The 25641-nt window shown below is 29.2% G+C and carries 25 protein-coding genes; 11 read left to right on the top strand and 14 right to left on the bottom strand.

What is annotated here, in order from left to right; translation table 11 throughout:
* Positions 1-76 precede the first annotated feature (76 nt).
* From mnmG to E5R92_RS04570, 4 genes are read left to right on the top strand one after another with little or no spacing between them, the layout of a single operon-like run.
* The gene (gene mnmG, locus E5R92_RS04585) at positions 77-1948 is read left to right on the top strand and encodes a tRNA uridine-5-carboxymethylaminomethyl(34) synthesis enzyme MnmG (RefSeq protein WP_168606917.1); all 1872 of its coding nucleotides are present in this window, start codon (positions 77-79) and stop codon (positions 1946-1948) included.
* Positions 1948-2589, top strand: a complete 642-nt coding sequence (locus E5R92_RS04580; RefSeq protein WP_168606916.1) for a 16S rRNA (guanine(527)-N(7))-methyltransferase RsmG — start codon at positions 1948-1950, stop codon at positions 2587-2589. The genes mnmG and E5R92_RS04580 overlap by 1 nt, the downstream gene beginning before the upstream one ends.
* Before the next feature lie 8 nt (positions 2590-2597).
* On the top strand, positions 2598-3392 hold the full coding sequence (locus E5R92_RS04575; RefSeq protein WP_168606915.1) for a ParA family protein: 795 nt from the start codon (positions 2598-2600) through the stop codon (positions 3390-3392).
* Positions 3392-4240 carry a ParB/RepB/Spo0J family partition protein gene (locus E5R92_RS04570; protein ID WP_168606914.1) on the top strand — a complete coding sequence of 283 codons (849 nt, stop codon included), beginning with the start codon at positions 3392-3394 and terminating at the stop codon, positions 4238-4240. Before E5R92_RS04575 ends, E5R92_RS04570 begins: the two co-directional genes overlap by 1 nt.
* Here E5R92_RS04570 and holA read toward each other — a convergent pair.
* The 4 genes from holA to E5R92_RS04550 all read right to left on the bottom strand — a co-directional run bounded on the left by holA (position 4230) and on the right by E5R92_RS04550 (position 8811).
* The gene (gene holA / locus E5R92_RS04565; RefSeq protein WP_168606913.1) at positions 4230-5225 is read right to left on the bottom strand and encodes a DNA polymerase III subunit delta; all 996 of its coding nucleotides are present in this window, start codon (positions 5223-5225) and stop codon (positions 4230-4232) included. The genes E5R92_RS04570 and holA overlap by 11 nt on opposite strands.
* Entirely contained in the window at positions 5222-5602 is a 381-nt protein-coding gene (locus E5R92_RS04560; RefSeq protein WP_229704504.1) for a hypothetical protein, read from the bottom strand. Before E5R92_RS04560 ends, holA begins: the two co-directional genes overlap by 4 nt.
* Positions 5603-5688: 86 nt before the next feature.
* Positions 5689-8223, bottom strand: a complete 2535-nt coding sequence (leuS, locus tag E5R92_RS04555) for a leucine--tRNA ligase (RefSeq protein ID WP_168606912.1) — start codon at positions 8221-8223, stop codon at positions 5689-5691.
* Positions 8224-8253: 30 nt separating this feature from the next.
* Positions 8254-8811, bottom strand: a complete 558-nt coding sequence (locus E5R92_RS04550) for a DUF3576 domain-containing protein (protein ID WP_168606911.1) — start codon at positions 8809-8811, stop codon at positions 8254-8256.
* Between the two features lie 209 nt (positions 8812-9020).
* On the opposite strand from E5R92_RS04550, the gene E5R92_RS04545 reads away from it, so the two are divergent.
* Complete coding sequence (locus E5R92_RS04545) at positions 9021-10010, top strand: porin (protein ID WP_168606910.1); 990 nt, start codon at positions 9021-9023, stop codon at positions 10008-10010.
* 36 nt (positions 10011-10046) lie between these two features.
* Here the strand turns inward: E5R92_RS04545 and E5R92_RS04540 are convergent, their stop codons facing one another.
* Positions 10047-10589, bottom strand: a complete 543-nt coding sequence (locus tag E5R92_RS04540; protein WP_168606909.1) for a thiamine phosphate synthase — start codon at positions 10587-10589, stop codon at positions 10047-10049.
* Between E5R92_RS04540 and E5R92_RS04535 the strand changes: the two genes are divergently transcribed.
* Positions 10584-11234 carry a YggS family pyridoxal phosphate-dependent enzyme gene (locus tag E5R92_RS04535; RefSeq protein ID WP_168606908.1) on the top strand — a complete coding sequence of 217 codons (651 nt, stop codon included), beginning with the start codon at positions 10584-10586 and terminating at the stop codon, positions 11232-11234. The genes E5R92_RS04540 and E5R92_RS04535 overlap by 6 nt on opposite strands.
* Here the strand turns inward: E5R92_RS04535 and E5R92_RS04530 are convergent.
* Positions 11231-11719 carry a L,D-transpeptidase family protein gene (locus tag E5R92_RS04530; RefSeq protein WP_168607468.1) on the bottom strand — a complete coding sequence of 163 codons (489 nt, stop codon included), beginning with the start codon at positions 11717-11719 and terminating at the stop codon, positions 11231-11233. The two genes, E5R92_RS04535 and E5R92_RS04530, sit on opposite strands and share 4 nt — an antisense overlap.
* A 20-nt stretch (positions 11720-11739) precedes the next feature.
* Between E5R92_RS04530 and E5R92_RS04525 the strand changes: the two genes are divergently transcribed.
* Positions 11740-12321 carry a winged helix-turn-helix domain-containing protein gene (locus tag E5R92_RS04525; RefSeq protein ID WP_168606907.1) on the top strand — a complete coding sequence of 194 codons (582 nt, stop codon included), beginning with the start codon at positions 11740-11742 and terminating at the stop codon, positions 12319-12321.
* A 6-nt stretch (positions 12322-12327) separates the two neighbouring features.
* Here E5R92_RS04525 and E5R92_RS04520 read toward each other — a convergent pair whose 3' ends face one another.
* The 6 genes from E5R92_RS04520 to E5R92_RS04495 all read right to left on the bottom strand — a co-directional run bounded on the left by E5R92_RS04520 (position 12328) and on the right by E5R92_RS04495 (position 18527).
* The gene (locus E5R92_RS04520) at positions 12328-13257 is read right to left on the bottom strand and encodes an adenosine kinase (protein ID WP_168606906.1); all 930 of its coding nucleotides are present in this window, start codon (positions 13255-13257) and stop codon (positions 12328-12330) included.
* Between the two features lies 1 nt (position 13258).
* Positions 13259-13912, bottom strand: coding sequence for an endonuclease III (gene nth / locus E5R92_RS04515; RefSeq protein WP_168606905.1), 654 nt, complete (start codon positions 13910-13912; stop codon positions 13259-13261).
* Entirely contained in the window at positions 13912-14688 is a 777-nt protein-coding gene (gene dapB / locus E5R92_RS04510; protein ID WP_168606904.1) for a 4-hydroxy-tetrahydrodipicolinate reductase, read from the bottom strand. Before dapB ends, nth begins: the two co-directional genes overlap by 1 nt.
* A 37-nt stretch (positions 14689-14725) precedes the next feature.
* Entirely contained in the window at positions 14726-15847 is a 1122-nt protein-coding gene (gene dnaJ / locus E5R92_RS04505) for a molecular chaperone DnaJ (protein WP_168606903.1), read from the bottom strand.
* A 32-nt stretch (positions 15848-15879) separates the two neighbouring features.
* Positions 15880-17829 (bottom strand): molecular chaperone DnaK, encoded by a 1950-nt coding sequence (dnaK, locus tag E5R92_RS04500; RefSeq protein WP_168606902.1) that lies wholly within the window; start codon positions 17827-17829, stop codon positions 15880-15882.
* Between the two features lie 62 nt (positions 17830-17891).
* Positions 17892-18527, bottom strand: coding sequence for a nucleotide exchange factor GrpE (locus tag E5R92_RS04495; RefSeq protein WP_168606901.1), 636 nt, complete (start codon positions 18525-18527; stop codon positions 17892-17894).
* Positions 18528-18563: 36 nt separating this feature from the next.
* On the opposite strand from E5R92_RS04495, the gene rdgB reads away from it, so the two are divergent.
* Entirely contained in the window at positions 18564-19166 is a 603-nt protein-coding gene (gene rdgB / locus E5R92_RS04490; protein WP_168606900.1) for an RdgB/HAM1 family non-canonical purine NTP pyrophosphatase, read from the top strand.
* On the opposite strand, the gene E5R92_RS04485 is transcribed toward rdgB, so the two are convergent.
* Positions 19150-20301: an ABC transporter substrate-binding protein gene (locus E5R92_RS04485; protein ID WP_168606899.1), complete on the bottom strand. Its 1152-nt coding sequence runs from the start codon at positions 20299-20301 to the stop codon at positions 19150-19152. The genes rdgB and E5R92_RS04485 overlap by 17 nt on opposite strands.
* A gap of 32 nt (positions 20302-20333) precedes the next feature.
* Here E5R92_RS04485 and rsmI point away from each other — a divergent pair, with 32 nt between their 5' ends.
* Together rsmI and E5R92_RS04475 are read left to right on the top strand one after the other, a co-directional pair.
* Positions 20334-21197: a 16S rRNA (cytidine(1402)-2'-O)-methyltransferase gene (rsmI, locus tag E5R92_RS04480; protein ID WP_168606898.1), complete on the top strand. Its 864-nt coding sequence runs from the start codon at positions 20334-20336 to the stop codon at positions 21195-21197.
* Positions 21187-21780, top strand: a complete 594-nt coding sequence (locus tag E5R92_RS04475) for a BON domain-containing protein (protein ID WP_168606897.1) — start codon at positions 21187-21189, stop codon at positions 21778-21780. The genes rsmI and E5R92_RS04475 overlap by 11 nt, the downstream gene beginning before the upstream one ends.
* Here E5R92_RS04475 and E5R92_RS07565 read toward each other — a convergent pair.
* On the bottom strand, positions 21777-24062 hold the full coding sequence (locus E5R92_RS07565) for an NADP-dependent malic enzyme (RefSeq protein ID WP_168606896.1): 2286 nt from the start codon (positions 24060-24062) through the stop codon (positions 21777-21779). The two genes, E5R92_RS04475 and E5R92_RS07565, sit on opposite strands and share 4 nt — an antisense overlap.
* Positions 24063-24112: 50 nt before the next feature.
* Between E5R92_RS07565 and murJ the strand changes: the two genes are divergently transcribed.
* Positions 24113-25639: a murein biosynthesis integral membrane protein MurJ gene (gene murJ / locus E5R92_RS04465; protein WP_168606895.1), complete on the top strand. Its 1527-nt coding sequence runs from the start codon at positions 24113-24115 to the stop codon at positions 25637-25639.
* Positions 25640-25641: the final 2 nt, after the last annotated feature.

Raw genomic sequence — 25641 nt, 5'->3', positions numbered from 1 at the left:
TTAGCTGGTCTAACAAATATTTCTTAAAAAAACACTGTCTGCTTGTAAAAATTTATATCAGTTATAAATTTAAGTTATGAAAAATGATTTATCATTTGAAGTAGTTGTTATTGGAGGAGGACACGCTGGTTGCGAAGCTGCAGCTGCGTCTGCACGTCTTGGAGTTAACACCGCATTATTTACACACAAAATTGAGACTATAGGAGAGATGTCTTGTAATCCAGCGATCGGTGGTCTTGGTAAAGGTCATCTTGTTAGAGAGATAGACGCTCTAGATGGTGTGATGGGAGACGTTGCCGATAAATCAGGTATACAATTTAGACTATTAAACAGAAGTAGAGGGCCCGCTGTTCAAGGCCCCAGAACACAATCAGATAGGTCATTATATCGTAAATTTATGCAAGAAAAATTATTAAACTACTGTAATTTAAACATTTTTTCCGATCCTGTAGTAAGATTTATTTTTGATAAAAACAATATAAGTGGTTTTGAAACAAAGTCAGGCAAAAAGATTTTATGTGGCAAGTTAATCCTAACAACGGGCACATTTTTGAATGGTTTGATTCATATTGGTGATGAAAGAACACCAGCTGGAAGGTTTGATGAGAAACCCTCAACAGGATTAAGCGAACAACTTAAAAAATATGACTTTAAAATAGGAAGACTTAAGACAGGCACACCACCAAGGCTTGATGCTAGAACAATTAAGTATGATAATTTAGAAGAACAGTTTGCAGATGATGATCCTTATTTTTTTTCTTTCTTAACAAAAAAAAATTTAAACAAGCAAGTCTCATGTCGGATGACTTATACGAATGAAAAAGTTCATAAAATAATTCAAAAAAATTTAAGTAGAAGCGCCATGTACTCAGGCAGCATACGGGGGGTTGGTCCAAGATATTGTCCTTCAATAGAGGATAAAATAGTAAAGTTTGCAGACAAGGACCGCCATCAGATATATTTAGAACCTGAGGGGCTAAACGACCATACAATATACCCAAATGGAATTTCAACTTCACTTCCTGAGGATGTACAACAAGAAATATGTAGTAATATCAATGGTTTAGAAAATGTTAAAATAATTAGACCAGGTTATGCTATAGAATATGACTATATTGATCCTAGAGAATTATTTTTAACTCTTGAAACTAAAAAAATTCAAAATTTATACCTTGCTGGACAAATAAATGGGACGACTGGTTATGAGGAAGCTGCTGCCCAAGGCTTAATAGCAGGAATTAATGCTGCGTTATCTTTTAAGAAGGAAGAGCCATTTATTTTGGATAGATCAGACGCTTATATTGGAGTTATGATAGATGATTTAGTAACTAAGGGTGTAGCAGAACCTTATAGGATGTTTACTTCAAGAGCAGAGTATAGGCTAAGTCTGAGAGCAGACAATGCAGACCGAAGATTAACAAATAAAGGGATTGAAATTGGTTTAATATCAAAGCAAAGAGAAATTGTATATAAAGATAAAGAAAAAAAATTATTAATAATATCTAAAATAATGTCTGAATTATCAATATCCCCAACTAAAATACAAAATTTTGATATTAAAATTGCAAAAGATGGTATTTTAAGAAAATCTAATGAAATATTAACCCAAAAAGGAGTTGATATGAAAAAAATAAGAGTAATTTGGCCTGAAATTCCTTTTTTTAATGAAAAAATAGATGAACAAATTGAAATAAATGCACACTATAGAGGTTATCTTAAAAAACAAAAAGCAGATATATTAGCATTTAAAAGAGACGAAAATTTAGTCATACCAGATAAAGTTAATTATGATGCTCTTTCTGGACTCTCAAATGAGGTAAAAGCTAAATTTAAACAAATAAAACCAAAAACTATGGGACAAGCGCTAAGAATTGATGGAATAACTCCAGCTGCTGTATATATTTTGTTGTCACATGTAAAAAGAAAGTCTATTAAGCTTATAGCTTAATGGAAGAAATTTTAAAAAAATATTCACTACTAAAAGGCCTAAATGTTCCACGTGAAACATTAATTGATTTTGAGCTATTCGTCTCTATACTTCAGCAAGGAAATGAGAAAATTAATATAATAAGTGAGGAAACAGCTAAAAATAATGTAATTAGAGAACGTCATATAGTAGATTCTGCACAAATTATTGAATTTATTGATTTAAATAGCAATACAATAACAGATATAGGTTCTGGTGGGGGTATGCCAGGCATTATAATATCAATTATGACTAAAAACATGAAAAATTTGGCTAAAGTTCATTTATATGAAAAAAGTCACCATAAGAGCTCTTTTTTAAGAAAAGCATCCAGACATCTTAAATTGAATACAGAAGTTATAGAAGAAAACATTTTTGAGGCACAAAATTTAGAGACAGGTACAATAACGGCAAGAGCTTTTAAACCTTTACCAATAATTTTAGATTTAGTTTATAAAAATTTTAGTACTTACAAAAATTTAATTGTCTTTATGGGAAAAAATGGAGAAAAAGTTTTAAAAGAAGCTTTAATAAATTGGGATTTTGATTTTGAAAAGAAAAAAAGTATTACAAGCAAAGACTCATTTTTATTAAATATAAAAAATATTAAAAAAAAACATTAAAATATTAAATGCAAATTATTTCTGTAATAAATCAAAAGGGTGGGGTTGGAAAAACAACAACAGTAATTAATCTTGCAGCGGGATTAGCTCAACAAGAGAAAAAAGTTTTAGTTATTGATCTTGATCCACAAGGAAATGCTACTACAGGACTAGGTTTATCAAATTTAGAAAGTTCTACAGAAACTATTTACGGGGTGTTGAATGGTACGAAGACCATTTCTGATGTGATTAAAAAAACTCAGCTCAAAAATTTAGATATTATCACTTCGAATGTAGATTTATCTGGGCTTGAGGTCGAGACAGCTGATGATAGCATGAGAGCCTTCATTTTAAAACGTGAATTAACCGCTTATTTGAATAATTCTAGAGCAAACTATGATTATGTACTTATAGACTGTCCACCATCACTAAGCTTACTCACAGTTATGGCCCTAGTGTCTTCACACTCACTATTGGTACCACTACAAACCGAATTTTTTGCTTTAGAGGGGTTAACCCAGCTAATAAAAACTATAGAACGAATAAAAGTTAATTTAAATCCTGAATTAAAAATTAGGGGCATACTTTTAACAATGTTTGATAAAAGAAATAGGTTATCTACACAGGTAGAAAAAGAAGCAAGAGATTATTTTAATGAAAAAGTTTATGTAACAGTGATTCCAAGAAACGTTAGACTGTCAGAAGCCCCATCTCATGGTATGCCAGTTTTAATATATGACAAATTTTGTCCTGGTAGTAAATCATATTTTAACTTTACAGATGAATTTATTAATCAAGAACAAAAAACAGGGAGCGTAGCATAATGGACACAAACAAAATAAAAAAAGGTTTAGGTAGAGGACTGTCATCTTTAATAGGGGAAACAAAAATAGAAATAAACATTAATAAAGTTTTGATATCTGATCTTGTAAGTAATAAATTTCAACCAAGAAAAATATTTGATGAAGAAAGTTTACAAGATTTAACAAACTCAATAAAAGAGAGAGGTATTATTCAGCCAATTATTGTTAGAAAATCTAGCGACCATAATTCAAAGTATGAAATAATCGCAGGAGAGAGAAGGTGGTTATCAGCACAAAAAGCAGGTTTGCATGAAGTTCCAGTTGTAATTACCGATGTAGATGATTTAAAATCTTTAGAGTTTGCAATTGTTGAGAATGTTCAAAGAAATGACCTAAATGCTGTTGAAGAAGCACGCGGTTATCAACGACTTATCGAAGAATTTTCATATAACCAGGAAAAAGTAGCACAATTTATTGGAAAAAGTAGAAGCCACATTACTAACTATTTAAGATTATTAAATCTTCCTGAAACAGTATTAAAGTTAATTGAAAATAAAAAAATAACAACAGGACATGCAAAAATTTTAGTAGGTTTAGATAATGCAGAGTTTGTTGCAAATAAAATAATTGAAAAAAAATTTTCAGTTAGACAATCAGAAAATTTTGTAAAAATTTTTAGGGCGAAGAAGCATTCTTTTAAACCTTCCAAGGATACTAACTTGCAAGCATTAGAGATATCAATTAGAGAAAAAATAGGTCTTAATGTTTTAATTAAAAATAAAAAAAATAATTCAGGTTCTTTGATGCTTGAATATAAAGATCTAGATCAACTAAATAAAATAATCGAGATTATAAAATCTAATTACTAGTTTTTTTTGAATTATTAATTATAAAATCTGCTAATATATTTTTAGCAGGAACTGAGTTTTTTTTAACTAAAAGTTCAATTTCATTAGTTTTATAAATTAAATTTATTAAATGATCTTTCTCCCAAGATTTTATTTGTTGAGTAACAAGCGACTTGTCTTTCCAAAAAATTGGTGGTTTACAAGCTGATATCGCCTGTTCAATATTGTTTTTTTTGTCAATTAATTCATAAATTTTAACTAGTCTTTTTAGTTTAGCTAATAATGTTCTAATAATTATTATATTATCATCATCTGAATAGTTGTTTTCACTTAAAATAGTGACAGTTTTTCTTGTGTTTTTAGCCAATGAATGGTCTACAAGTTCTGAAGCGCTATAGTTATCTGCAAGGTTTGTTAGCTTAATTATCTCTTCAATATTTAAATTTTTTTTATTTAATGAATAGGTTTCTATTTTATCTAATTCATTATTCAAATTTTTTCTATCACCTTTGCTTCTTTCTATTAAAATATTAATTAATTGCTGAGATACCGGGATTTTTTTATTTCTAAAAAAAAGATTAACAATGGAATTTAAAGTTTGATTGTTATCCTCATAAAATGGGACACATACAATTGCTTTTTCTTTTTCGAAGAGTTTTCGTAATGTAGATTTCTTTTCAAGATTTTTTGAGTTTATAATAATTTGTATATCTTCAGGGTTTTTCTCCATTAAGTCTTCTATGATTTTACTAATTTTATCTGTTGCTCTATTAATAATTATGAGTTTTTGATTATCAAAAAAAGATTTAGTAAGGACACTATTAAAAAAAATATTAAGATCATCTAGTATTTCTTTTTCATCATATCTATGAATTTTATCATGGTAGTTTTTTTCGAATAAGTTTTTAATATTCTCTTCTTTAAGACCTTCGTTATCACCATAAAATAGATAAAATTTATAATTATTTAATTTTACTTTAGTTAACTCAAACGACTTTAGTATCATTGAATATTGGACAATTTAAAAATTAATTTATCTGTAGCTGTCTCAGCTAAATTATTTTTAATTTCTGTTTCATAATTCTTTAAATTAAATTTATTAGAAATATTATTATAATTAAAGCTTTCTAAAATCATTAAATTATTTTTAAGTTTATTGTTCATCAAAACTTCTACATTAATAGAAATTGTATTTTTAAAAGCTGTGGCATCACCAGCAACATCTTTAGCTAAAATTATTTTTTCTGATTTGCTAGAGATTTTTATTATAAAATCTTTATCTTTTTTATTTTGAGTGTAGTTGTTCAGTTTTTCTTTGATTTTTAGATTAACCTTTCTATCTCCAATAAAATTCAGTTCACTTATTGAAAAATTATAATTCATAGAATTTTTTTTGGAGTGAATCGCATCGTACCCACAAGATGATAGTAGTAATAAAAGAAGTAATATAATTTTTTTTGGAACATCATTTATATTATAATATTTATAAGTCTATTGTGCACAAATATTGATTTTTTTATTTTCTTGTTTTTAAAAAACTTTTCGATTTCTAGATTTTGTCTTATAATTTTTAAAACTTCTTTTTCAACCATATCTCTTTTTATTTTTAAAATAGCTCTTTTTTTACCATTTATTTGAACAACAAAATTAATATCATCTTCTATTAAATCTTCCTTAGAAATTTCTGGCCACTTTATTAGATTCTCATTAATAGTATCTAAGCATTCATTTGAAAAATGTGGAATAAATGGATTCATTATAATTAAAATTTTTTTATAGTTTTCAATTAAAATTTCTTTTTTAATTGGTTTATCTGTTTCTTTGATTAAAAAATTATACATTTCATAAAGGTTTGCAACAATTACGTTATAATGAAATTTTTCTAAGTTTTGGGTTACTTTATTAATTAGTTGATTAGTAAATTTAGTTAAATTTTTACCTTCATCGTCCTGGTTATTATCTTTTATTTTATCTAAAATTTTAGAATTTAATGTCCATAGTTTTTGAACAAATTTAAATGATGCTATCATGCCCTGATCAGACCATTGCACATCTTTCTCTGGAGGACTGTCTGATAAAATAAACAATCTAACAGAATCCGCACCATAGTTTTTTATTATATTCTCTGGATCTATAGTATTTTTTTTAGATTTAGACATTGATTCTGTTGGTCCAACAATTATTTTTTCAGAAGGATTATCTTTTTTATAAAACTTTTTACCATCTTCAGAAGTTACTTCTTCAGGATTTAACCATGTATTAGTTTGATCTTTATATGTTTCGTGACAAACCATTCCTTGTGTAAACAATCCGTCAAATGGTTCTTTTAATTTAAAATCATCATTTTTATAAGATAGAGCTTGCATAAAAAACCTTGAATACAATAAATGTAAAATGGCATGTTCTACACCACCAATATACTGGTCAACTGGCATCCAATAATTGGCTTCTTCTTGATTAAATCCATGATCTAAATTATGAGGTGAGCAAAACCTTAAAAAATACCATGAAGAATCAACAAAAGTATCTAATGTATCAGTTTCTCTTCTATATTTTTTGCCATCTAAAATAAAGAATTTCCAGCTATCTTCCGAGTCTAAAGGGTTTCCTGTGTTGCTTAATTTTTCAATCTCTGGAAGTTTAACGGGCAGCATATCTCTTGGAATTTTAATAGGCTGATCATTTTCATCATAAGCCATTGGAATGGGACAGCCCCAATACCTTTGTCTTGATATGCCCCAATCTTTTAATCGATAATTAGTTTTTTTTTTTCCTAGATTATTTTTTTCAAGAAATTCTATAGTTTTAACAATAGATTCACTGGGAACTTTTAAACCATCAAGAAAATTTGAATTATAAAGATATCCTTCACCCGTATAAGCCTCATTATCTATTTCAAAGTCTTTATCTTTCTCAGGTTTAACAACAGGTGTAATTTTTAAATTATATTTTTTTGCAAAATCCAAATCTCGTTGATCGTGTGCAGGACAACCGAAAACAGCACCTAACCCATAATCCATTAATACAAAGTTTGCAAAATAAACTGGAACTTTCATGTTTTTTTCTAGTGGATTAATTGCAATCATATCAGTTTTAAAACCAAGTTTTTCTGCAGAAGCAATAGATTCTTCGGTAGTACCTGTTTTAGAACACTCTTCTTTAAATTTTTGAAATTCCTTATCATTTTCATAATATTTTGCTAAAGGGTGATCAACTGAGAGGGCAAGAAAGGAAAACCCAAATAAAGTGTCAGGTCTTGTTGTATAGCACTTAATACTTTCAACAGGTTTTTCATTTTCAATTTTAAATTCAACTTCACAACCAAACGATTTGCCTATCCAATTTTTTTGCATTACCTTTACTTTATTAGGCCAATTTTCTAATGAGTTTAATCCTTGCAATAATTCTTCTGAAAATTTTGAGATATTAAAAAACCATTGATTTAGTTTTTTTCTTTCAACTATAGCTCCTGACCTCCAACCCTTACCATCTACCACCTGTTCATTGGCAAGAACAGTTTCATCAATAGGGTCCCAGTTAACATAATTTTCTTTTCTGTAAACTAATCCCTTATCATACAGATCTAAAAAAAATTCTTGTTGGTGTTTATAATAATCTTCAGAACAAGTTGAGATTTCTTTGTCCCAGTCAATCGATAACCCGAGTTTTTTAAGTTGGGACCTCATAATCTTGATATTAGATTCAGTCCAAGTTTTAGGATCTAAATTATTTTGTCTTGCAGCATTTTCTGCAGGCATACCAAAGGAGTCCCAGCCCATTGGATGAAGAACATTGAAGCCTTGCAATGCTTTAAAACGTGCAAGTACATCACCAATGGTATAATTTCTAACATGACCCATATGAATTTTACCAGATGGGTAAGGAAACATTTCTAGACAATAAAATTTTTTTTTAGTCTTATCTAATTTCGATGAAAAAACTTTATTCTTGTGCCAAAGTTTTTGCCATTTTTCTTCTACAATCTTAAAATTATATCTATCCATAAAATTAATTACTAATTTTATTATTATTTATTAATTTTTGGCATCAGAAGTGATATATGGCTTAAAGTTTTTATCTTTTTTTTGTTTTTCGTAAATAGCTGCAGTTTTTAAAATTTTGCTTGTCAATTCTGAAACTAAGTTTCCAGGTTTTTCAGTGATTACACAATTAAATTGTGCTTCACATTTTCTATTAAAAACTTTGATATCTAAAGCATCAGACCTTACTTCATTTGTTAAAAACCTTATTGAAATTTTAATACTTTCATTGTTAACATCTGTTGAGTACCAATCTGTGATTATAATTCCCCCACCATAATTTACAGAAGCCAAAGGCATAAAATCAATTGTGTCTAAGGAAGCTCTCCACAATTCATTGGAACTTGCAAAATCAAATGTGCCATTTCCTCCTTTACCAACATTTGAAAGTCTAAAACCCCTACCTTCCTCAATATTTTTTTTTACACGTTCTTCAGGATTAGGAGGATACTTTCTTGCATCGGCACCGGGTAATTTACCACCGCAGGAGCTTAAAAAAATTGCAGTAAGAAATATTAAAAATAAAGATTTTAATTTTTTTGCAATATTCATGATAAAATTTATAGTTAATTTGTGAATTTACACACTTTATTTGAGAAAACATTAAAAATATAGGAAAACAGTCATATAATGTGATGTATATATGCAACACTAATTAAAAATTTAATAAATTTGAGGACTTTATAATCAAAGAAAACGCAGATTTCTATATAAATACCATGTTTAATATTAAACAATTAACAATAACAATAAGGAAAAATATGAACAACTTAAAAAAAATAGGACTAACAGCTTTAGCTGGTTCTTTAGTTGCGACTGCAGTATCTGCAAGCGAGCTAACTGCGTCAGGTTCAGCTAGTATTGGTTTCGGTGGTGCTGATAAAGGTACTTCTGCAAACACTTGGTACATGAATGATTCAGTAACTTTCTCAGGTAGTGGAGAATTGGATAATGGTTTTAATGTAACTCTATCTTTAGAATTAGATAACAACGAAAACGTTGGAACAAGTGCAATGGACAGCAGAAGTGTAACTGTTGACATGGGTGACATGGGAACTATTGCTTTCGGTGGACATGGTCTTGATTCAGTTGTAGGTGGTGTTGACGATGTAATGCCAACAGCTTACGGTGAAACTTGGGATATCATCTCAAATACTGTAGATAATGGTGGTGTAACTACTACTGCTTCTACACTATTTGGTGCTATTGGTTCAGCTGGAAGTAACAACATGATGAGATACGACAACACAACTGCTGTTGACGGTCTTAAAATTTCTGCATCATACGTTCCATCAGGAACAGGTGAAGTTGAAAGTTCAGTTGATTACGGTCTTGAATACACTGGCTACGAAGGTTTAACCGTTGGTTATGCTATGGGTGAAAACAATGCTGCTGGCGGAACAAGCAATACTGATAATGACACTATGTATGTTAAATATGCATATGGTTCAGTAACAGTTGGATACCAATCATCAGAAATAGATGCTGCTACTACAACTGATACTGATGAGTGGGATGCTTTCGGTATCACTTACGCTGTATCAGATGATATATCAATTGGTTATGCTGAATCAACTTACAACGCTGGTTCAAGCACTACTGACCAAGAAAACAGTAACTTATCAATATCATACACTTCAGGTGGAATGACTTTAGCAGCAGGTTTTGCTGAAGAGCAAAACAGAGGTGGTTTAACTACAGCTGTTAATGATGTTAAAGGTTACGACATAGCTTTATCATTTGCATTCTAATTAATTTAGAACACAAATTAATAAAAGGGCCCCTTACTAGGGGCCTTTTTTTTGTTCAAAAAAAGAAATACCAGCAAAACCATGGCAATTAATTAGATTTAATTTTTTTAAATTAGTCTTTGAAACACCACCAAGAGCTATAAATGGTTTTTTACTTAAATGAGACAGTAGCTTAAATCTATTAATACCTAAAAAGTTTTTTTTTTTTTTAAATATTGATGATAAAAAAATTGCTTTGACATTTTGTGATTCTTTATTTCTTATTTCATAAATATTATGAGCAGAACCTAAAATAATAAAATTTTTTTTAAAAGAATAAGAAAGATGTTTTTTATTCTTATTAAAAGATGGGATGTATGTACCATCCAAACCAAGTTTTATGGATAGCTTTATATTGTTTGAAAGTAAGAATTTTAATCCTCGTTTTTTGCAATAACTTTTTATTCTTAAAATTCGTTTTTCATCAATAACTTGGTCATAATTTCTGTAGATTATAGTTGTTTCTTGATCTTGTTTATCTAAATGACTTTGATCAAATTTATTTATAAAGTAGTATTTTTTTAGAATTCTATTATGCATAATACAGTTAAAAATTTAATTTATATAGAAGACCTCATTAAATCTAAAGTAAATCATGATAGATTTCCTAAAATTATTGCGGTATCAAAAACCTTTCCAATAGAAAACATTTTGCCATTAATTGAGTATGGCCATCTTCATTATGGGGAAAATAAAGTTCAAGAAGCCTTAGATAAGTGGAGTGATATAAAAAATGATAATCATAGTATTCAACTTCACCTAATTGGAAGACTTCAATCTAATAAAGTAAAAGTAGCTTTAAGAGTATTTGATTATATTCATTCATTGGATAGTGAAAAATTAGCCAATAAAATTGCTGTTGAACAAAAAAAACAAGGAAAAAAACCTAAGATATTTATTCAAGTTAATATCGGTAATGAAGATCAAAAATCAGGAATAAATAAAGAAAGATTAGGTGATTTTTATAAATTCTGTAAAAATTTAAATTTAGATATCATTGGCACAATGTGCATTCCACCAAATGATCAAAATACTGAAAAATATTTTTTTGAGATGAGTAAAATAAATCACGAATTAAATTTTAAGGAACTCAGCATGGGTATGTCAGGAGACTATCTAGAGGCGGTTGAAAACAAAGCAACATACGTTAGAGTGGGCTCAAAAATATTTGGTCGTAGAACTTAACCAATTTTAATTTTAGTCTTTTTATCTATTAATTTTAATAATATTTCAAAATCTTTCTTTCTTAAAGCAATACACCCCGAAGTTGGTTTGTATTGATCTGTTAAATGAATGAATACAGCACTTCCTTTGCTCGGAGTTTTTCTTTCATTGTGACTAATTGAAATGAAATAATCGTACTTATAATCTTTTCTATATAAATTTTCTCTAAGATTTTTATTTTTAGTTTTAATTTCTTCATTATATTTTTTATGTTTTGGATCATCACACCAAGCCATATCTTTTTTTATTTTCTTTTTGTTAAGTTTGCAATTTGGAATACCAACACGGTCTTTTCTAAAATATAATTTTCTTAAATTAAATAACCCTTTTGGCGTTGAATAATCACCCTCTTTTTTGTTAGAATTTAAGCCTTTTTTTCCAACACAACATCTTAATTTAAACTCATCAATTATAAGAGTGTTTTTATTTGGCACATGAATTATCATAGACAATAAAAAATATAATTATGCAAAGTGTTTTTATTATAAATTATAATCCACTATATGAAATTTTAGATGAGATTAAAGAAAATTTATCTTTCAAACTCACAAAGTTTGAGAATAAAGAAGATTTTAAAAAAAATTTTGATCTAGATAGATTAGACTACTTGATAATTTCAAAAACTGATCATAAATTATTACAAAATAATAATATAACCAATAAAAACCATTTGAAATTTAATGACTTACCCCTATCTTTAAAAAAATTACTAGAAGTAATCAATATTAAACTAATCAAATTAAAATTTAATCAACAGTCTAATACTATTATTAAAGACTATGAATTAAATTTGAATTCCAAGTTTTTTTCTAAAAATAATTTAAAATTAAAATTAACAGAAAAAGAAATTGAAATTATTTTGTATTTAAATAATAAAAAAATTAAACACAATGTTACGGATTTACAAAAAAATATATGGGGTTATTCATCAGATATGGAAACTCATACTGTAGAAACACACATTTATAGATTACGAAAAAAAATAAGTGATTTATTTAAAGATGAAAAATTTATATTAAGCCATAAAAATGGTTATTTTATTGACTAAAAAGGCTTAATCTAGCCTAGCCCCAACTTTTTGGATTATCTTTGAGGACATTTCAGTTCCTTTTTCAAGACATTCTTTTGTTTTAACATTATTAATAATTCCATGAAGAAAACCTGCTGCAAAGAGGTCACCTGCACCTGTTAAGTCCACAATTTTCAAATTAGGTTTACTTTGACATTCTGTAACTTCTTGGTTTCTGACAGCAACACTCCCCTTTTCACCACGTGTGATAACTAATAATCCTCCCAATTGCTTTCCAAATTCAATAACATCTTCAAACCTTTTAGCATTGATTAATGATTTAATTTCCTGTTCGTTAGCAAAAGTAATATCAAGTTTATTTTTAACTAGTTCTAAAAAATTACTTTTATGTCTCTCTACACAAAATTGATCTGATAATGACATTGCTTTAGTAGTAGAAAGGGACATTGCTTTATCAAAGGCTGACTTTGGTTCACCCTCGTCCCATAAATACCCTTCTAAAAATATCATTTCACTTTCTTGAACAGCTTTTTCATTAATATCGTTTTGATTAACTTTTCCTGCAATTCCTAAAAACGTAATCATGGTTCTTTCTGCATCAGGTGTGATTAAAATTAAACATGTTCCAGTTGGTGTAGTTTCTTGTTTCTTATTATAAAAATATTTAACTTTTTCTTTAGTTAGACCCTCTTCGTATTTTTGTCCTAAATCATCAGCATTAACCTTACCTATAAACCCAACATCATTTCCTAATTGAGACAGTCCAACAATAGAATTTGCAACAGATCCACCAGAAACTGTTTCTTTAATTTTGAGAGTTGATAAAAGTTTTTGAAATTCATGTTCATCAACTAATTTCATTGTACTTTTTATCAAATGATTATCTATCAAGTATTGATCCTCTACTTTGCATATAACATCAACAATTGCATTACCGATTCCAAGTATTTTCATATTAAGTTTTTTTTATTTTAACAGGATTCTTTCGGTTAGGGTAACAAGTCGTGCAAATTTTACAAGTCAAACCATAACATTCTCTAGCCTTACAAAATTCTCTTCCATAATAAATTATTTGTAAATGTAATTTGCTCCATGTTTTTTGTGGGAATATTCTTTTTAAATCTTTTTCAGTTTGAACTACATTCTTACCATTCGTTAAACCCCATCTCTGAGCTAATCTATGTATATGAGTATCAACTGCAAAAGCTGCAACTCCAAAACCCTGAGACATGACTACACTTGCTGTTTTATGGCCTACACCGGGAAGTTTTTCTAGCTCTTCAAAGCTTTTAGGTACTTTACCTCCATGTTTTTCTATAAGTAGTTTAGACATCAAGTAAATACTTTTTGCTTTAACCCGAAAGAGACCAATACTTTTAATTAATTTTTCTATTTTTTTTTTTCCTAATTTTACAAAATGTTCAGGTCTATTATATTTTGGATATATATTTTTAGTTACATTATTAACATTTAAATCAGTGCATTGAGCTGATAAAAGAACAGACATTAAGAGAGTAAAGTTGCTAGTATGATCCAGTGGAACAGGGGTCGTTGGATAAATCTTATTTAAAATTTTTATTATTTTTTTAGCTTTTTCTTTTTCATGCATTATTTAAAGTTCAATAAATCTCTCATTGAGTAAAGCCCTGGTTTTTTATTAATCAACCATTTTGCAGCAGTTAAAGCTCCATCTGAATAAAGTGCCCTATCAAAAGCCTCATGGTTTAATTTAATTATTTCCTTTCCATTATAAAATGCAACTTCATGTTCACCAATAATTTCACCTTTTCTAATCGAATTGAAATTAATTTTTTTTCCATAAGGAAAAGATTTTTTATTTAAAAATTTTTTACCCATTAAATTATAAAGGTTTTTATTTTTCCCATCTGCAATTCCTTTTCCCAGCATTAAAGCTGTTCCTGATGGGTAATCTTTTTTATGTTTGTGATGAATTTCAAATACTTTACTTAAATATTCTTCATTTAGTGATTTTGAAGCAATTTCAGATAAATACATTAACAAATTAATACCAAGGCTCATATTACCTGCTTTTAAAATTGGAATACTTTTTGAAAATCTTTTGATTAATATTTCTTCTTTTTGATTAAATCCTGTTGTTCCAATTACCACTTTTTTTTTTAATTTGGATGCAATTTTTAGAATATCTAAAGTACAGTTCGGCACTGTAAAATCTATTATTACATCAGTCTTTTTAAAAGCTTGTTCAGTATTTATATCAAGCTTGATGCCAGCAATTTTTTTACTAATAGCTTTATTTTCTGTGAGAGCGGCTATTTTAAAGTTTTTATTATATTTTGAGGACTTGATAAGTTGTTGACCCATCCTCCCTAAACAACCAGAAATAGCTAAATTAATTTTTTTCATCTAAGAAAAATATTAACCTTTTTTAGTTAATTAGTCTTTAGTTTTTCCAAAAATTTTTTACTTTTTGAAAGAATTGTTTGATACTTGGATTAGACTTTTCATTTTCAATCTTTCTAAATTTTTCAAGTAACTCTTTTTGTTCTTTATTTAAAGAAATAGGAACTTCAGTATTTACCTGGACATAAAGGTCTCCATTTCCACTTCCTCTTATATAAGGCATCCCTTTACCTTTTAGTCTAAATTGTTTTCCATTTTGAGTTCCACCAGGTATTTTAATTTTAGCTTTTCCGCCGTCAATTGTTGGAATTTCTATTGTGGTTCCTAATGCTGCATCAGCAATAGATATAGGGAATTCAAAGAATAGGTTTTCATCAGATCTTTTAAATAAGTCATGTGAATGAACATTTATAAAAAGATAAAGATCACCACTTGCTCCACCCTTGGAACCTGCCTCACCTTTTCCAGCCAATCTAATTCTGGTACCATCATCAACACCCTTAGGTATTGTAACTGATATTTTTTTTGAAGCTTGTTTGTTACCTTGACCATTACAGTCTGTGCATGGATTTGTTATTTCTTCACCAGAGCCAGCACATTGAGGACAAGTTTGTTGAACAGTAAAAAAACCTTGGTTAGATCTTACTTTACCATTTCCACCACAAACTGTGCATCTGTCTGGAGAATGACCAGGTTTAGAGCCACCACCTTTGCAAGTATTACATTTTTCTGTAGTTGAAAACTTTATATCCTGCTTTTTACCCTCATAGGCTTCTTCAAGAGTAATAGATAAATCATAACGCAGATCAGAGCCTCTATTATTGGTTTTTCGCCTTCCTCTTGATTGTCCACCTCCAAAATCTCCAAAAAAATCTTCAAAAATGTCTGAAAAATCTGCTCCACCAAAACCACCACCTTGTCTTCCGCCACCTCCACCCTCAAAAGCAGCATGGCCAAAATTATCATAGTTTTGTTTTTTTTCTTTATCTGAAAGGATACCATAAGCTTCACCAGCTTCTTTAAACTTATCTTCAGAAGCTTTATCTCCTGGGTTTTTATCGGGGTGATGTTTTACAGCTAGTTTTCTGTACGCAGATTTTAACTCTTCAGGGCTTGCATTCTTGCTAACACCTAAGACGTCATAAAAATCTCTTTTAGCCATAAGTTACTTTAAGATGATAGTTGTTTTAAGTCTTAAGCGCTTTTCTCTTTATCTTCTTCTTTTTTATCTTCTTTTACTTCTTCTTCTTTTACCTCTTCAAAATCTGCATCAACAACATTATCATCTTTTTTTACTTCGTTATTCTTTTCACCATCTTTAGATGAACCCTCTTTTTTTTCTTGGGATTTATAAATAGCCTCACCTAGCTTCATAGAAGCTTGAACTAAAGTTTCTGTTTTCTTTTTAATTTCTTGAGTATCAGTTCCCTTAATAGCTTCTTTTAAGTCATTAGATGCATCTTCTATTGCTTTTTTATCAGCATCTGAAACTTTAGCACCATGCTCTTTAAGATTTTTTTCAGTTGAATGAATTAAAGTATCTGCTTGATTTCTTGCGTCCACAGATTCTCTTTTTTTCATATCTTCATCTTTATTAGCTTCAGCATCTTTCACCATTTTTTCAATTTCTTCATCACTTAAACCACCAGAAGCTTGGATTTGAATTTTTTGCTCTTTACCAGTTCCTTTATCTTTAGCAGAAACACTTACAATTCCATTTGCATCAATATCAAAAGTTACTTCTATTTGAGGAACTCCTCTTGGAGCAGGCGCAATTCCAACTAGTTCAAAGTTTCCTAACATTTTATTATCAGATGCCATTTCTCTTTCGCCCTGAAGTACTCTTATTGATACAGCAGGCTGATTATCATCAGCCGTAGAAAATACTTGGCTTTTTTTAGTGGGTATTGTTGTATTTTTTTCTATTAGTTTTGTTGATACTCCACCCAATGTTTCAATTCCGAGTGATAGAGGTGTTACATCTAAGAGCAGCACATCTTTGACGTCTCCTTGTAGAACTCCAGCTTGGATAGCAGCACCCATCGCTACAACTTCATCGGGGTTTACACTTTTATTTGGTTCTTTACCAAAAAAGTTTTTAACTTCGGCAAGAACTTTGGGCATTCTTGTCATTCCACCAACCATTACAATTTCATCAATTTCATTTGCAGTAAGGCCTGCATCTTTAAGAGCAGTTTTACATGGAGGTAATGTTCTTGAAATTAGATCTTCAACCAAAGCTTCTAATTTGGCTCTAGTCATTTTTAGGTTGATGTGTTTTGGCCCAGTTTTATCAGCTGTGATAAAGGGTAAATTAACATCAGTCTGTTCTGCAGAGGATAATTCAATTTTTGCTTTTTCAGCGGCCTCTTTTAATCTTTGAAGAGCTAATTTATCTGATCTTAAATCAATTCCAGAATCTTTTTTAAATTCACCAATTAAATAATCAACAATTGTATTATCAAAGTCTTCACCACCTAAAAATGTATCACCGTTTGTAGATTTAACTTCAAATACACCATCACCTAACTCAAGAATAGAAACGTCAAAAGTTCCACCACCTAAGTCATAAACAGCTATTTTTTTATTTTGTTTTTTATCTAAACCGTAAGCAAGAGAAGCTGCTGTTGGTTCATTAATAATTCTTAAAACTTCAAGACCAGCAATTTTACCAGCATCTTTTGTTGCTTGTCTTTGAGCGTCATTAAAATATGCAGGTACTGTAATTACAGCCTTAGTGACTTCTTGACCTAAATATTTTTCAGCAGTTTCCTTCATTTTTTGGAGAATAAAAGCAGAAATTTGTGATGGTGAGTATTTTTCTCCTCTAGCCTCAATCCAAGCATCTCCTTTTTCTGAATTAACAATTTTAAAGGGGGCAGCTGCAATGTCTTTTTTTACAGTAGGGTCTTCAAAACTTCTTCCAATTAATCTTTTTACAGCAAAAATGGTGTTTTCAGGATTAGTAACAGCCTGTCTTTTTGCAGGCTGGCCTACAAGTTTTTCTCCATCTTCAGAAAAAGCTACAACTGAAGGAGTTGTTCTTGCACCCTCAGCATTTTCCAAAACTTTTGGCTGACTACCTTCCATGATAGATACGCATGAATTTGTTGTTCCTAAATCTATTCCTATAATTTTGCTCATAATTTAATTCCTTTTCTTCATATAAGTGTTAATTTTTAATCTACAAGTTCTTACAATTAATATTAATTGTTTGAATTCTCTTTATTTTCCTCACTTTTTTGATCATCTTGGGCTTTACTTTTTTTTGAAACCCCAACTAATGCTGGCCTCAAAAGTCTATCCTTCATCATGAAACCTTTTTGAATCTCTTGAACAATTGTTCCAGGTTCTTTTTGATCATCATCAATTTCCATCATAGCTTGGTGTTGATTTGGGTCTAATTTTTTACCAATAGAAATTACAGGAGTAATTCCATTTTTTGAGAAAATTGAAATCATATCCTTATTTATAATTTCAAAGTGTTCTAAAGTTTTTTTTAGAGCTTCGGTATCTTTTAATACTTCATCACTTTCTAAAATCAGTTTTGATCTCTCAAGATTATCAATTAGACTTAAAGCCTCTTTTGCAAAAGAAAATCCACCATAATCAAAAGCATCATCTTTTTCTTTTTCAAATCTTCTTCTTTGATTTTCCATTTCGGCAAAAGTTCTAGTAAGCTTATCTTCCAACTCCTTAATTTTTTCTTCAGGGGTAATTTCTTTTGCCTTCTCTTTTTTCTCTGCTGAAATTACTTGTTCTTCTTGAATTTGTCCTTCTGACTCAATCTCTTTAATTTCTTCGTTTTGATTTTCAGAATTAATGTTTTGATCTTTTTCCATGATGACTTATATGGTATGAAATTTGATAATTGCTAGATGTTAAAGAATAAAATTATAAAATTGTTGGTAGGAACTAATAATAAAGGAAAATTGAGAGAAATTAGTGATTTATTGCCTAAAAACCTTGAAATATATTCTCCAAAGGATTTTAAAATAAAAAGTCCTCCCGAAAATGGTAAAACATTTAAGGAAAACTCATTAATTAAGGCTAAATTTTTTTCTAAAAAATCAAAAATGATATGCCTATCTGATGACTCAGGTTTAGAAATAGATGTTTTAGACGGAGATCCTGGAATTTATTCAGCCAGATGGGGAGGTAAAAAGGGTGATTTTAAAAAAGCAATGAATAAAGTTTTTAAAGAACTAGACAAAAAAGACAAAGACTGGAGAGAAAAAAAAATTAAAGCTAGGTTTATTTGTGCTTTAACTATTTACAACAAAAATAAGGAAATAATAAATTCTGTTGGTAAGATTGAGGGTTTTATTTCACCAATTATAAAAGGTAAAAACGGGTTTGGTTATGATCCTATTTTTATACCAATTGGAAAAAAAATTACTTTTGGTGAAATGAGGGCGTCACAGAAATATAAAATAGATCATAGATTTAAAGCTTTTAAAAAGATTAAAAAACTTTTTTAAATTTTCTATCTTCAACTTTATAAAAATTTAAAATATGATTAATTTTATTATTTTTTATTTCAAAAATTCCAACTTTTCCTCTAAATAAAGTTTTTTTAGTAAACATTTTTTTATCTATAATAAAGTTGTTTTGAAGTATTAAATAATAAACAAGACCCACCAAGTCATAGCTTAGAAACGATAATTGATTGGGGTATTGATTATATTTTTCAAAATATTCATTTAAAAATTTATTATAATTTTCTTTATTTGCAGAGGGAAAGTATAAAGGTTGTGAGCTGGTTTCTTTTAAAAGAGATTCATCAAACCATTGATTGAGAGTAATAAAATATTTTTCCTTAGGAGATATATCAGTATAAAGCAGTGAAGTCGTTACACTTTTTAAACTTTCATCAAAATCAGAAATTACAAGTGAGTCAAACTTTACACTACCAAGGGTATCTCTTTTTTTTAATCTTTCAATTAAACGTTCTTTATCGATTTGCTCTGATTTTTCCAGTCTATTTATTTCATCTTCAAGGTTTTGTTTTCTAATATCATAACGTGTAATTTTTTCAATTTGCTTAGTAAGTTTGGTGGGATCAGTATTATAAATATAATTTTCTAATATTTTTATTTTAGAATTAGAAATTGCTTTTTCAATCTCATTTCTAAAACTTACATCTGGCGTAAGGAAGATTGTGTTTTTTATTTCAATTAATTCTATAAATTTTTTAATTGCATTTAATTGCGAAGTTGCATTAATTCCAGCGTTAATAATATTTTTAGAAAAATTTTCATTTTTATTTGTTAGAGCTAAGAATGTTAGTTCATTTAACTCATCTAGATAAATTAAACTTTCGTTAAAAACAGGACCGATCACAATTTTTATTCCTGAGCTAGCCAACTCTTTGGCTACTCTTAAGGTTCTTTCAGGATTTGACTGTGTATCCTTTGGTATGATTTCAATTGAAGCATTGTTTATAGTGTTAATTGCAAGGCGTGTAGACTTAATTATAGATTGTCCTATTTCTGAGTTTTTTCCAGTTAATGGCACAAGAAGACCAATTTTAATTTTGTTGTTTGCTAAAATTGTTCCTGGAGCAATTGATAAAGTAAAAGCTAGAAAAAATATAATTTTAATAATTTTGTTCATTTTAATGTTATTATTATAACTATTATAATCTGATGATTCTACATACTGAAAACATGAATAATAAAGTTAAAAGTGGCCTTTATGTTGTATCTACTCCTATTGGGAACTTAAGTGACATCACTTTAAGAGCCCTAGAAGTATTAAAAAAATCAGATTATATTTTATGTGAAGATACGCGTATTTCAAAAAATTTACTAGAGCGATACGAGATTAAATCAAAACTTATTGCAAACCATAAATTTAATGAAAAAAAAAATTTATCAAAAGTTATTGATATTTTAAAATCAGGTTCGATTGTTGCATTAATTTCTGATGCTGGAACTCCATCTGTCTCAGACCCAGGAGCTATATTGGTTAATGAATGTGTCAGTAATGACATAGATATCTTTCCAATCCCAGGTGCGTCAGCAGTTTCCTCCGCAGTTTCTATAAGTGGATTTAATGAAAAATATTTTTTTTATGGTTTTTTTCCTGAAAAAAATAGTAAATTAAAAGAAGACCTCAAAAGGCTTACAAATATAGAGGGTTGTATTGTTTTTTTTATCTCTCCACGAAAATTTAATAGGTCAATAAAAGATCTAAAACATTATTTTTCAAATAGAAAAATTATGGTTTGCAGAGAAATGACTAAATTTTTTGAGGAATATATAAGAACTGATGTAGATATACTTGAGCCATTTAAATCCGATCCTAAAGGAGAGCTAACGATTGTTATTTCTGAAAAAGTAAAAGAAAAAAATTCATCGATAATATTGAAAGAATCTGATAAAAAAAATATTCAAAAATTAATTAAAAAACTAAGCATAAAAGATATTACAGATTTAATTAGTCAAAATACGAATGTATCAAAAAAAGAGATTTATAACTATTGTTTAAAATTAAAAAATGAAAAATAAAATATTTTTAATAAGTTTGATTTTTTTAATCCTATCAGGATGTGTTGGGATCAGTTCAAAGGGAGTTTTTGGAACTGGAGTTAGTGTTGCGTTTGATCCAAGGTCTTTAGGCACACAAATAGACGATTCTGTAATGCAAAAAAGTTTAGCTGCAAGACTAACTCTAAGAGATAAGAGCTATATATTAAGTGTAAGCACAAAAGTTTTAGATGGAAAGATTTTCGTAACAGGAAAAGTAGATGATCCTGAGGAAAAACTTCAAATTACTAAACTTGCATGGGAGACAAAAGGTGCAAGGTCAGTTAAAAATGACATTAAAATAAAAGAAGGTTTTAACTTCCAGCAATCAGCTAAAGATTTGTTGATTACATCCCAACTTCGTACAGCTTTAATATTTAACAAAAAAATTAAAGCAACCAATTATCAAATTGATACTTATAAGAAAAAAATATTTATTTATGGGATTTCTTTAACCACAGAAGAAAGAAAAGAAGTAATAAATGAAGCAAAAGAAATACTGGATGTGGAAGATGTTATTGCAAGTATTGTCTTGGTTGAAGATTTAAGAATTCAAAAAAATTAACTTTTTTTATAATCAATAACATCAGCAGAGTAGGCTGCAACAGAAGCTAAATTTATAATTTCTGAAGTAGATGATCTTAAAGGTGCTATTTCAATGGGTTGACCTAATCCAATTAAAAGAGGACCAATAACTTTAGTATCACCTAAGCTTTTCATCATTTTATAAGAAATAGCAGCACTGTGTTGTCCTGGCATTATTAATATATTAGCATTTCCAACAATACTAGAGAAAGGATATAATTCTTTATAATCTTCATTTAAAGCAACATCTGGCTGCATGTCTCCATCAAAATCAAAATCTACATTTTTATCTTTTAAAATTTCAACAGCTTTTTTTATATGCTTAGTTCTACTTGTAAGAGGTTGACCAAACGTAGAATGAGAAACAAAAGCTACCTTTGGAACGAAACCAAACAGTTTTACTACTCTCGCAGCAGATATAGCAATTTCTGCAAGCTCTTCAGAACTTGGATATTCGTTTACACTTGTGTCTCCAACAAAAATAGTTTTCCCCTTTGAAACAACCATATTTAAACCAAACATTATCTCACCTTCTCTTGGGTTTACGACTTGTGTTATTTTATCTAAAGATGATCCAAATCTTCTGGTATTTCCAGTAACTGCACCATCAGCATCGCCACATGCAACCATACAAGATGCCCATATGACCCTATCATTTCTTACAAGTCTATCGCAATCTCTTTCTAGAAGACCTTGTTCTCTTTGCATTTTTTTAAATAAATAATTAACATATTTCTCTCTTTTTTCTGAATCTGTAGAATTTATTATTTCAATACCAAAATGATCGTCATAACCAATTTCTTTTATTCTTTCTTTAATTTTTTCTTTTTTACCAACTAAAATTGGAATTCCTAATTTTGAATTTTTAAATGCAATTGCTGCTTTAAGAGTATTTTTATCCTCACCATCTGCAAAAACAATTCTCTTTTGATTTTTTTTAATATAAGAATTAATACCCTGCATAATTGTAAGAGATGGATTAAGCCTTTGTTTTAGTTGTTCTTTATATATTTCAAAATCATCAATATCTTTTCTTGCAACACCACTATCCATCGCAGCCTTTGCAACAGCTGCAGGTATTATACTTATTAGTCTTGGATCAAATGTTGAGGGTATAATATATTCTTTTCCATAATGAGGTCTATCACCACCCATTGCTGCTACAACTTCGTCAGGAACATCTTCTCTTGTAAGCTTTGCTATAGCATCTGCGGCAGCTACTTTCATTTCTTCATTAATAGTTTTTGATCTAACATCAAGAGCTCCTCTAAACACATAAGGAAACCCAATTAAATTATTTACTTGGTTGGGATAATCTGATCTTCCAGTAGCAATAATAGCATCATCCCTAACTTCCTGTATTTCTTCAGGTGTAATTTCGGGGTCAGGGTTAGCACAAGCAAAAATTATAGGATCTTTTGCCATTTTCTTCACCATATCTTTGGAAAGAGCACCTTTCGCAGAAAGCCCTAAAAAAACATCAGCACCATTAATGGCTTCATCTAATGTTCTGTGTTTTGTTTCAATAGCATGAGAGGATTTCCATTGGTTTAATCCTTTTCTGCCTCGATAGATTACTCCAGATCTATCCACCATAATTATATTTTTTTGAGGTACACCGCTATTTTTAAATAAATTAGCACAAGCCATTGCTGATGCACCAGCACCATTCACAACAACTTTAATTTTTTTTATCGATTTATTAGATATATCTAAGGCATTAATTAATGCAGCAGTTGTAATAATTGCAGTACCATGCTGATCATCATGAAAAACAGGAATATCTAAAATCTCTTTTAATTTTTCTTCAATTACAAAACAATCAGGAGCAGCAATATCTTCTAAATTAATACCACCAAAACTACAGGCAAAGTTTTTGATACTATTAATAATTTCATCAGAGTCTTGCGAGTCAATTTCTAGGTCAATAGAATCTATGTCAGCAAATCTTTTAAATAAAACTGCTTTTCCTTCCATTACAGGTTTAGATGCTAGTGCTCCTAAATTACCCATTCCTAAAATAGCTGAGCCATTACTTATGACTGCAACTAAATTTCCTTTAGATGTATAGTCATAGGCAGTTTCCGGGTTATCAGCAATTGCTTGCACCGGCACAGCAACACCTGGAGAATAGGCTAGTGCCAAATCTCTTTTTGTAGTCATTGGTTTAGAAGAATTGATCTCAATTTTTCCAGGTTTATTCTTGCTGTGGAAATCTAAAGCTTCCTTATCAGTGTAATGGTCTATTTTAGTTTTTTTCATTTATGTTAATTAGGTATACAAATGGAGCGAATTTAAGACTAATATGATTTATGAACCTAATTAAGTCAACAGGCACATTTAGTTTTTTTACAATAATAAGCAGATTATTGGGTTACCTAAGAGATATATTAATAGCTGTGTTTCTAGGTGCAGGCCCGTTAGCAGATGCCTTCTTCGTGGCATTCAGGATACCTAATACATTTAGACGACTATTTTCAGAAGGAACATTTAATGCAGCGTTTGTGCCCAGCTATTCATCAATATTAGATAATAAAAAAAAATCACAAAAATTTGCAAATAATATTTTTACATTACTGATAATAGGGTTATTTTTTTTAGTCCTTGTTATTGAGATGATGATGCCAATATTTGTCTTTTTGATAGCACCAGGTTTTGAAGGTGATTATCAAAAAATGGAATTAGCTATAACTCTGACAAGAATTACTTTCCCTTTTTTAATGTTTATTAGTTTGGCATCTTTTTTTTCTGCCATTTTAAATTCACATAATAAATTTGCTATAGCTTCGGCTGCACCTATAATTTTGAACATTCTTTTAATTGGAGTATTGACTTTCGGAAAAATTTTAAATGATCAATTGGTATATTATATGTCTTATGCGGTAACTATCTCAGGCATCTTACAGCTTATTTTTTTATATTTTTTTGTAAAAAAATACTTTTATCCTAGAATTAATTTGTCATTTAAGATTGACAATAAAGTTAAACTATTTTTTAAAAAATTACTTCCTAGCATTTTTTCCTCTGGCGTTACGCAGATAAATATTTTAGTAGGGACAATCATTGCATCTTTTCAAGCTAGCGCAGTGTCTTATCTTTATTATGCGGATAGAATTTATCAAATAAATCTTGCTATTGCAGGAATTGCAATAGGAACAGTAATACTCCCTCAACTTTCAAAGTATGTTCAAAGTAATAAAAAAGAAAAAATAAATCTGATTCAAAATAAAGCTCTAGAACTAAGTTTATTTTTAAGTATCCCAGCAGCACTAGCACTACTCATTGCTTCTGAAGAAATTATATCTTCTTTATTTGGATATGGTTCTTTCGATGAATTAAGCGTTGTAAACTCAGCAAAAGCTTTGTTCTATTTTGCAATTGGGTTACCAGCCTTTTCTCTAATTAAAGTTTTTTCTGCTTTTTTTTTCGCACGACATAATACAAAGGTGCCTTTTTATATTTCTTTAATTTCTGTTTTGTTAAATGTGTTTATTAGTGTAGTTTTTTTCAAGGAAGTTGGGTTTATAATTATACCTATAGCAACCACTATATCATCCTGGTTTAACGCTATTTTATTATTTATTTTTTTAAAAAGAAAAAAATTATTCAGTTTTAATTTAGTATTTTTAAATAGGTTAGTTAAGATTTTATCAGCTTCAGTGTTAATGAGTATATTCTTTAACTATATAATTCATTTTTTTAATGACAAGTTGCTTTATGGGGCAAGCTTTAAAGCTATTTATTTAATTGGTACAATTGTATTAGGGTTAATATTTTATCTTGTAATTGCAATTTTAATCAAGGCTTTTAAAAGAAGTGATATTAATTTAAACTATTAGTC

The sequence above is a fragment of the Candidatus Pelagibacter giovannonii genome (assembly GCF_012276695.1).
Lineage (GTDB): Bacteria > Pseudomonadota > Alphaproteobacteria > Pelagibacterales > Pelagibacteraceae > Pelagibacter > Pelagibacter giovannonii.
Note: the sequence above shows the minus strand (reverse complement) of the source record. Positions and strands in the feature narration are given on the sequence as shown.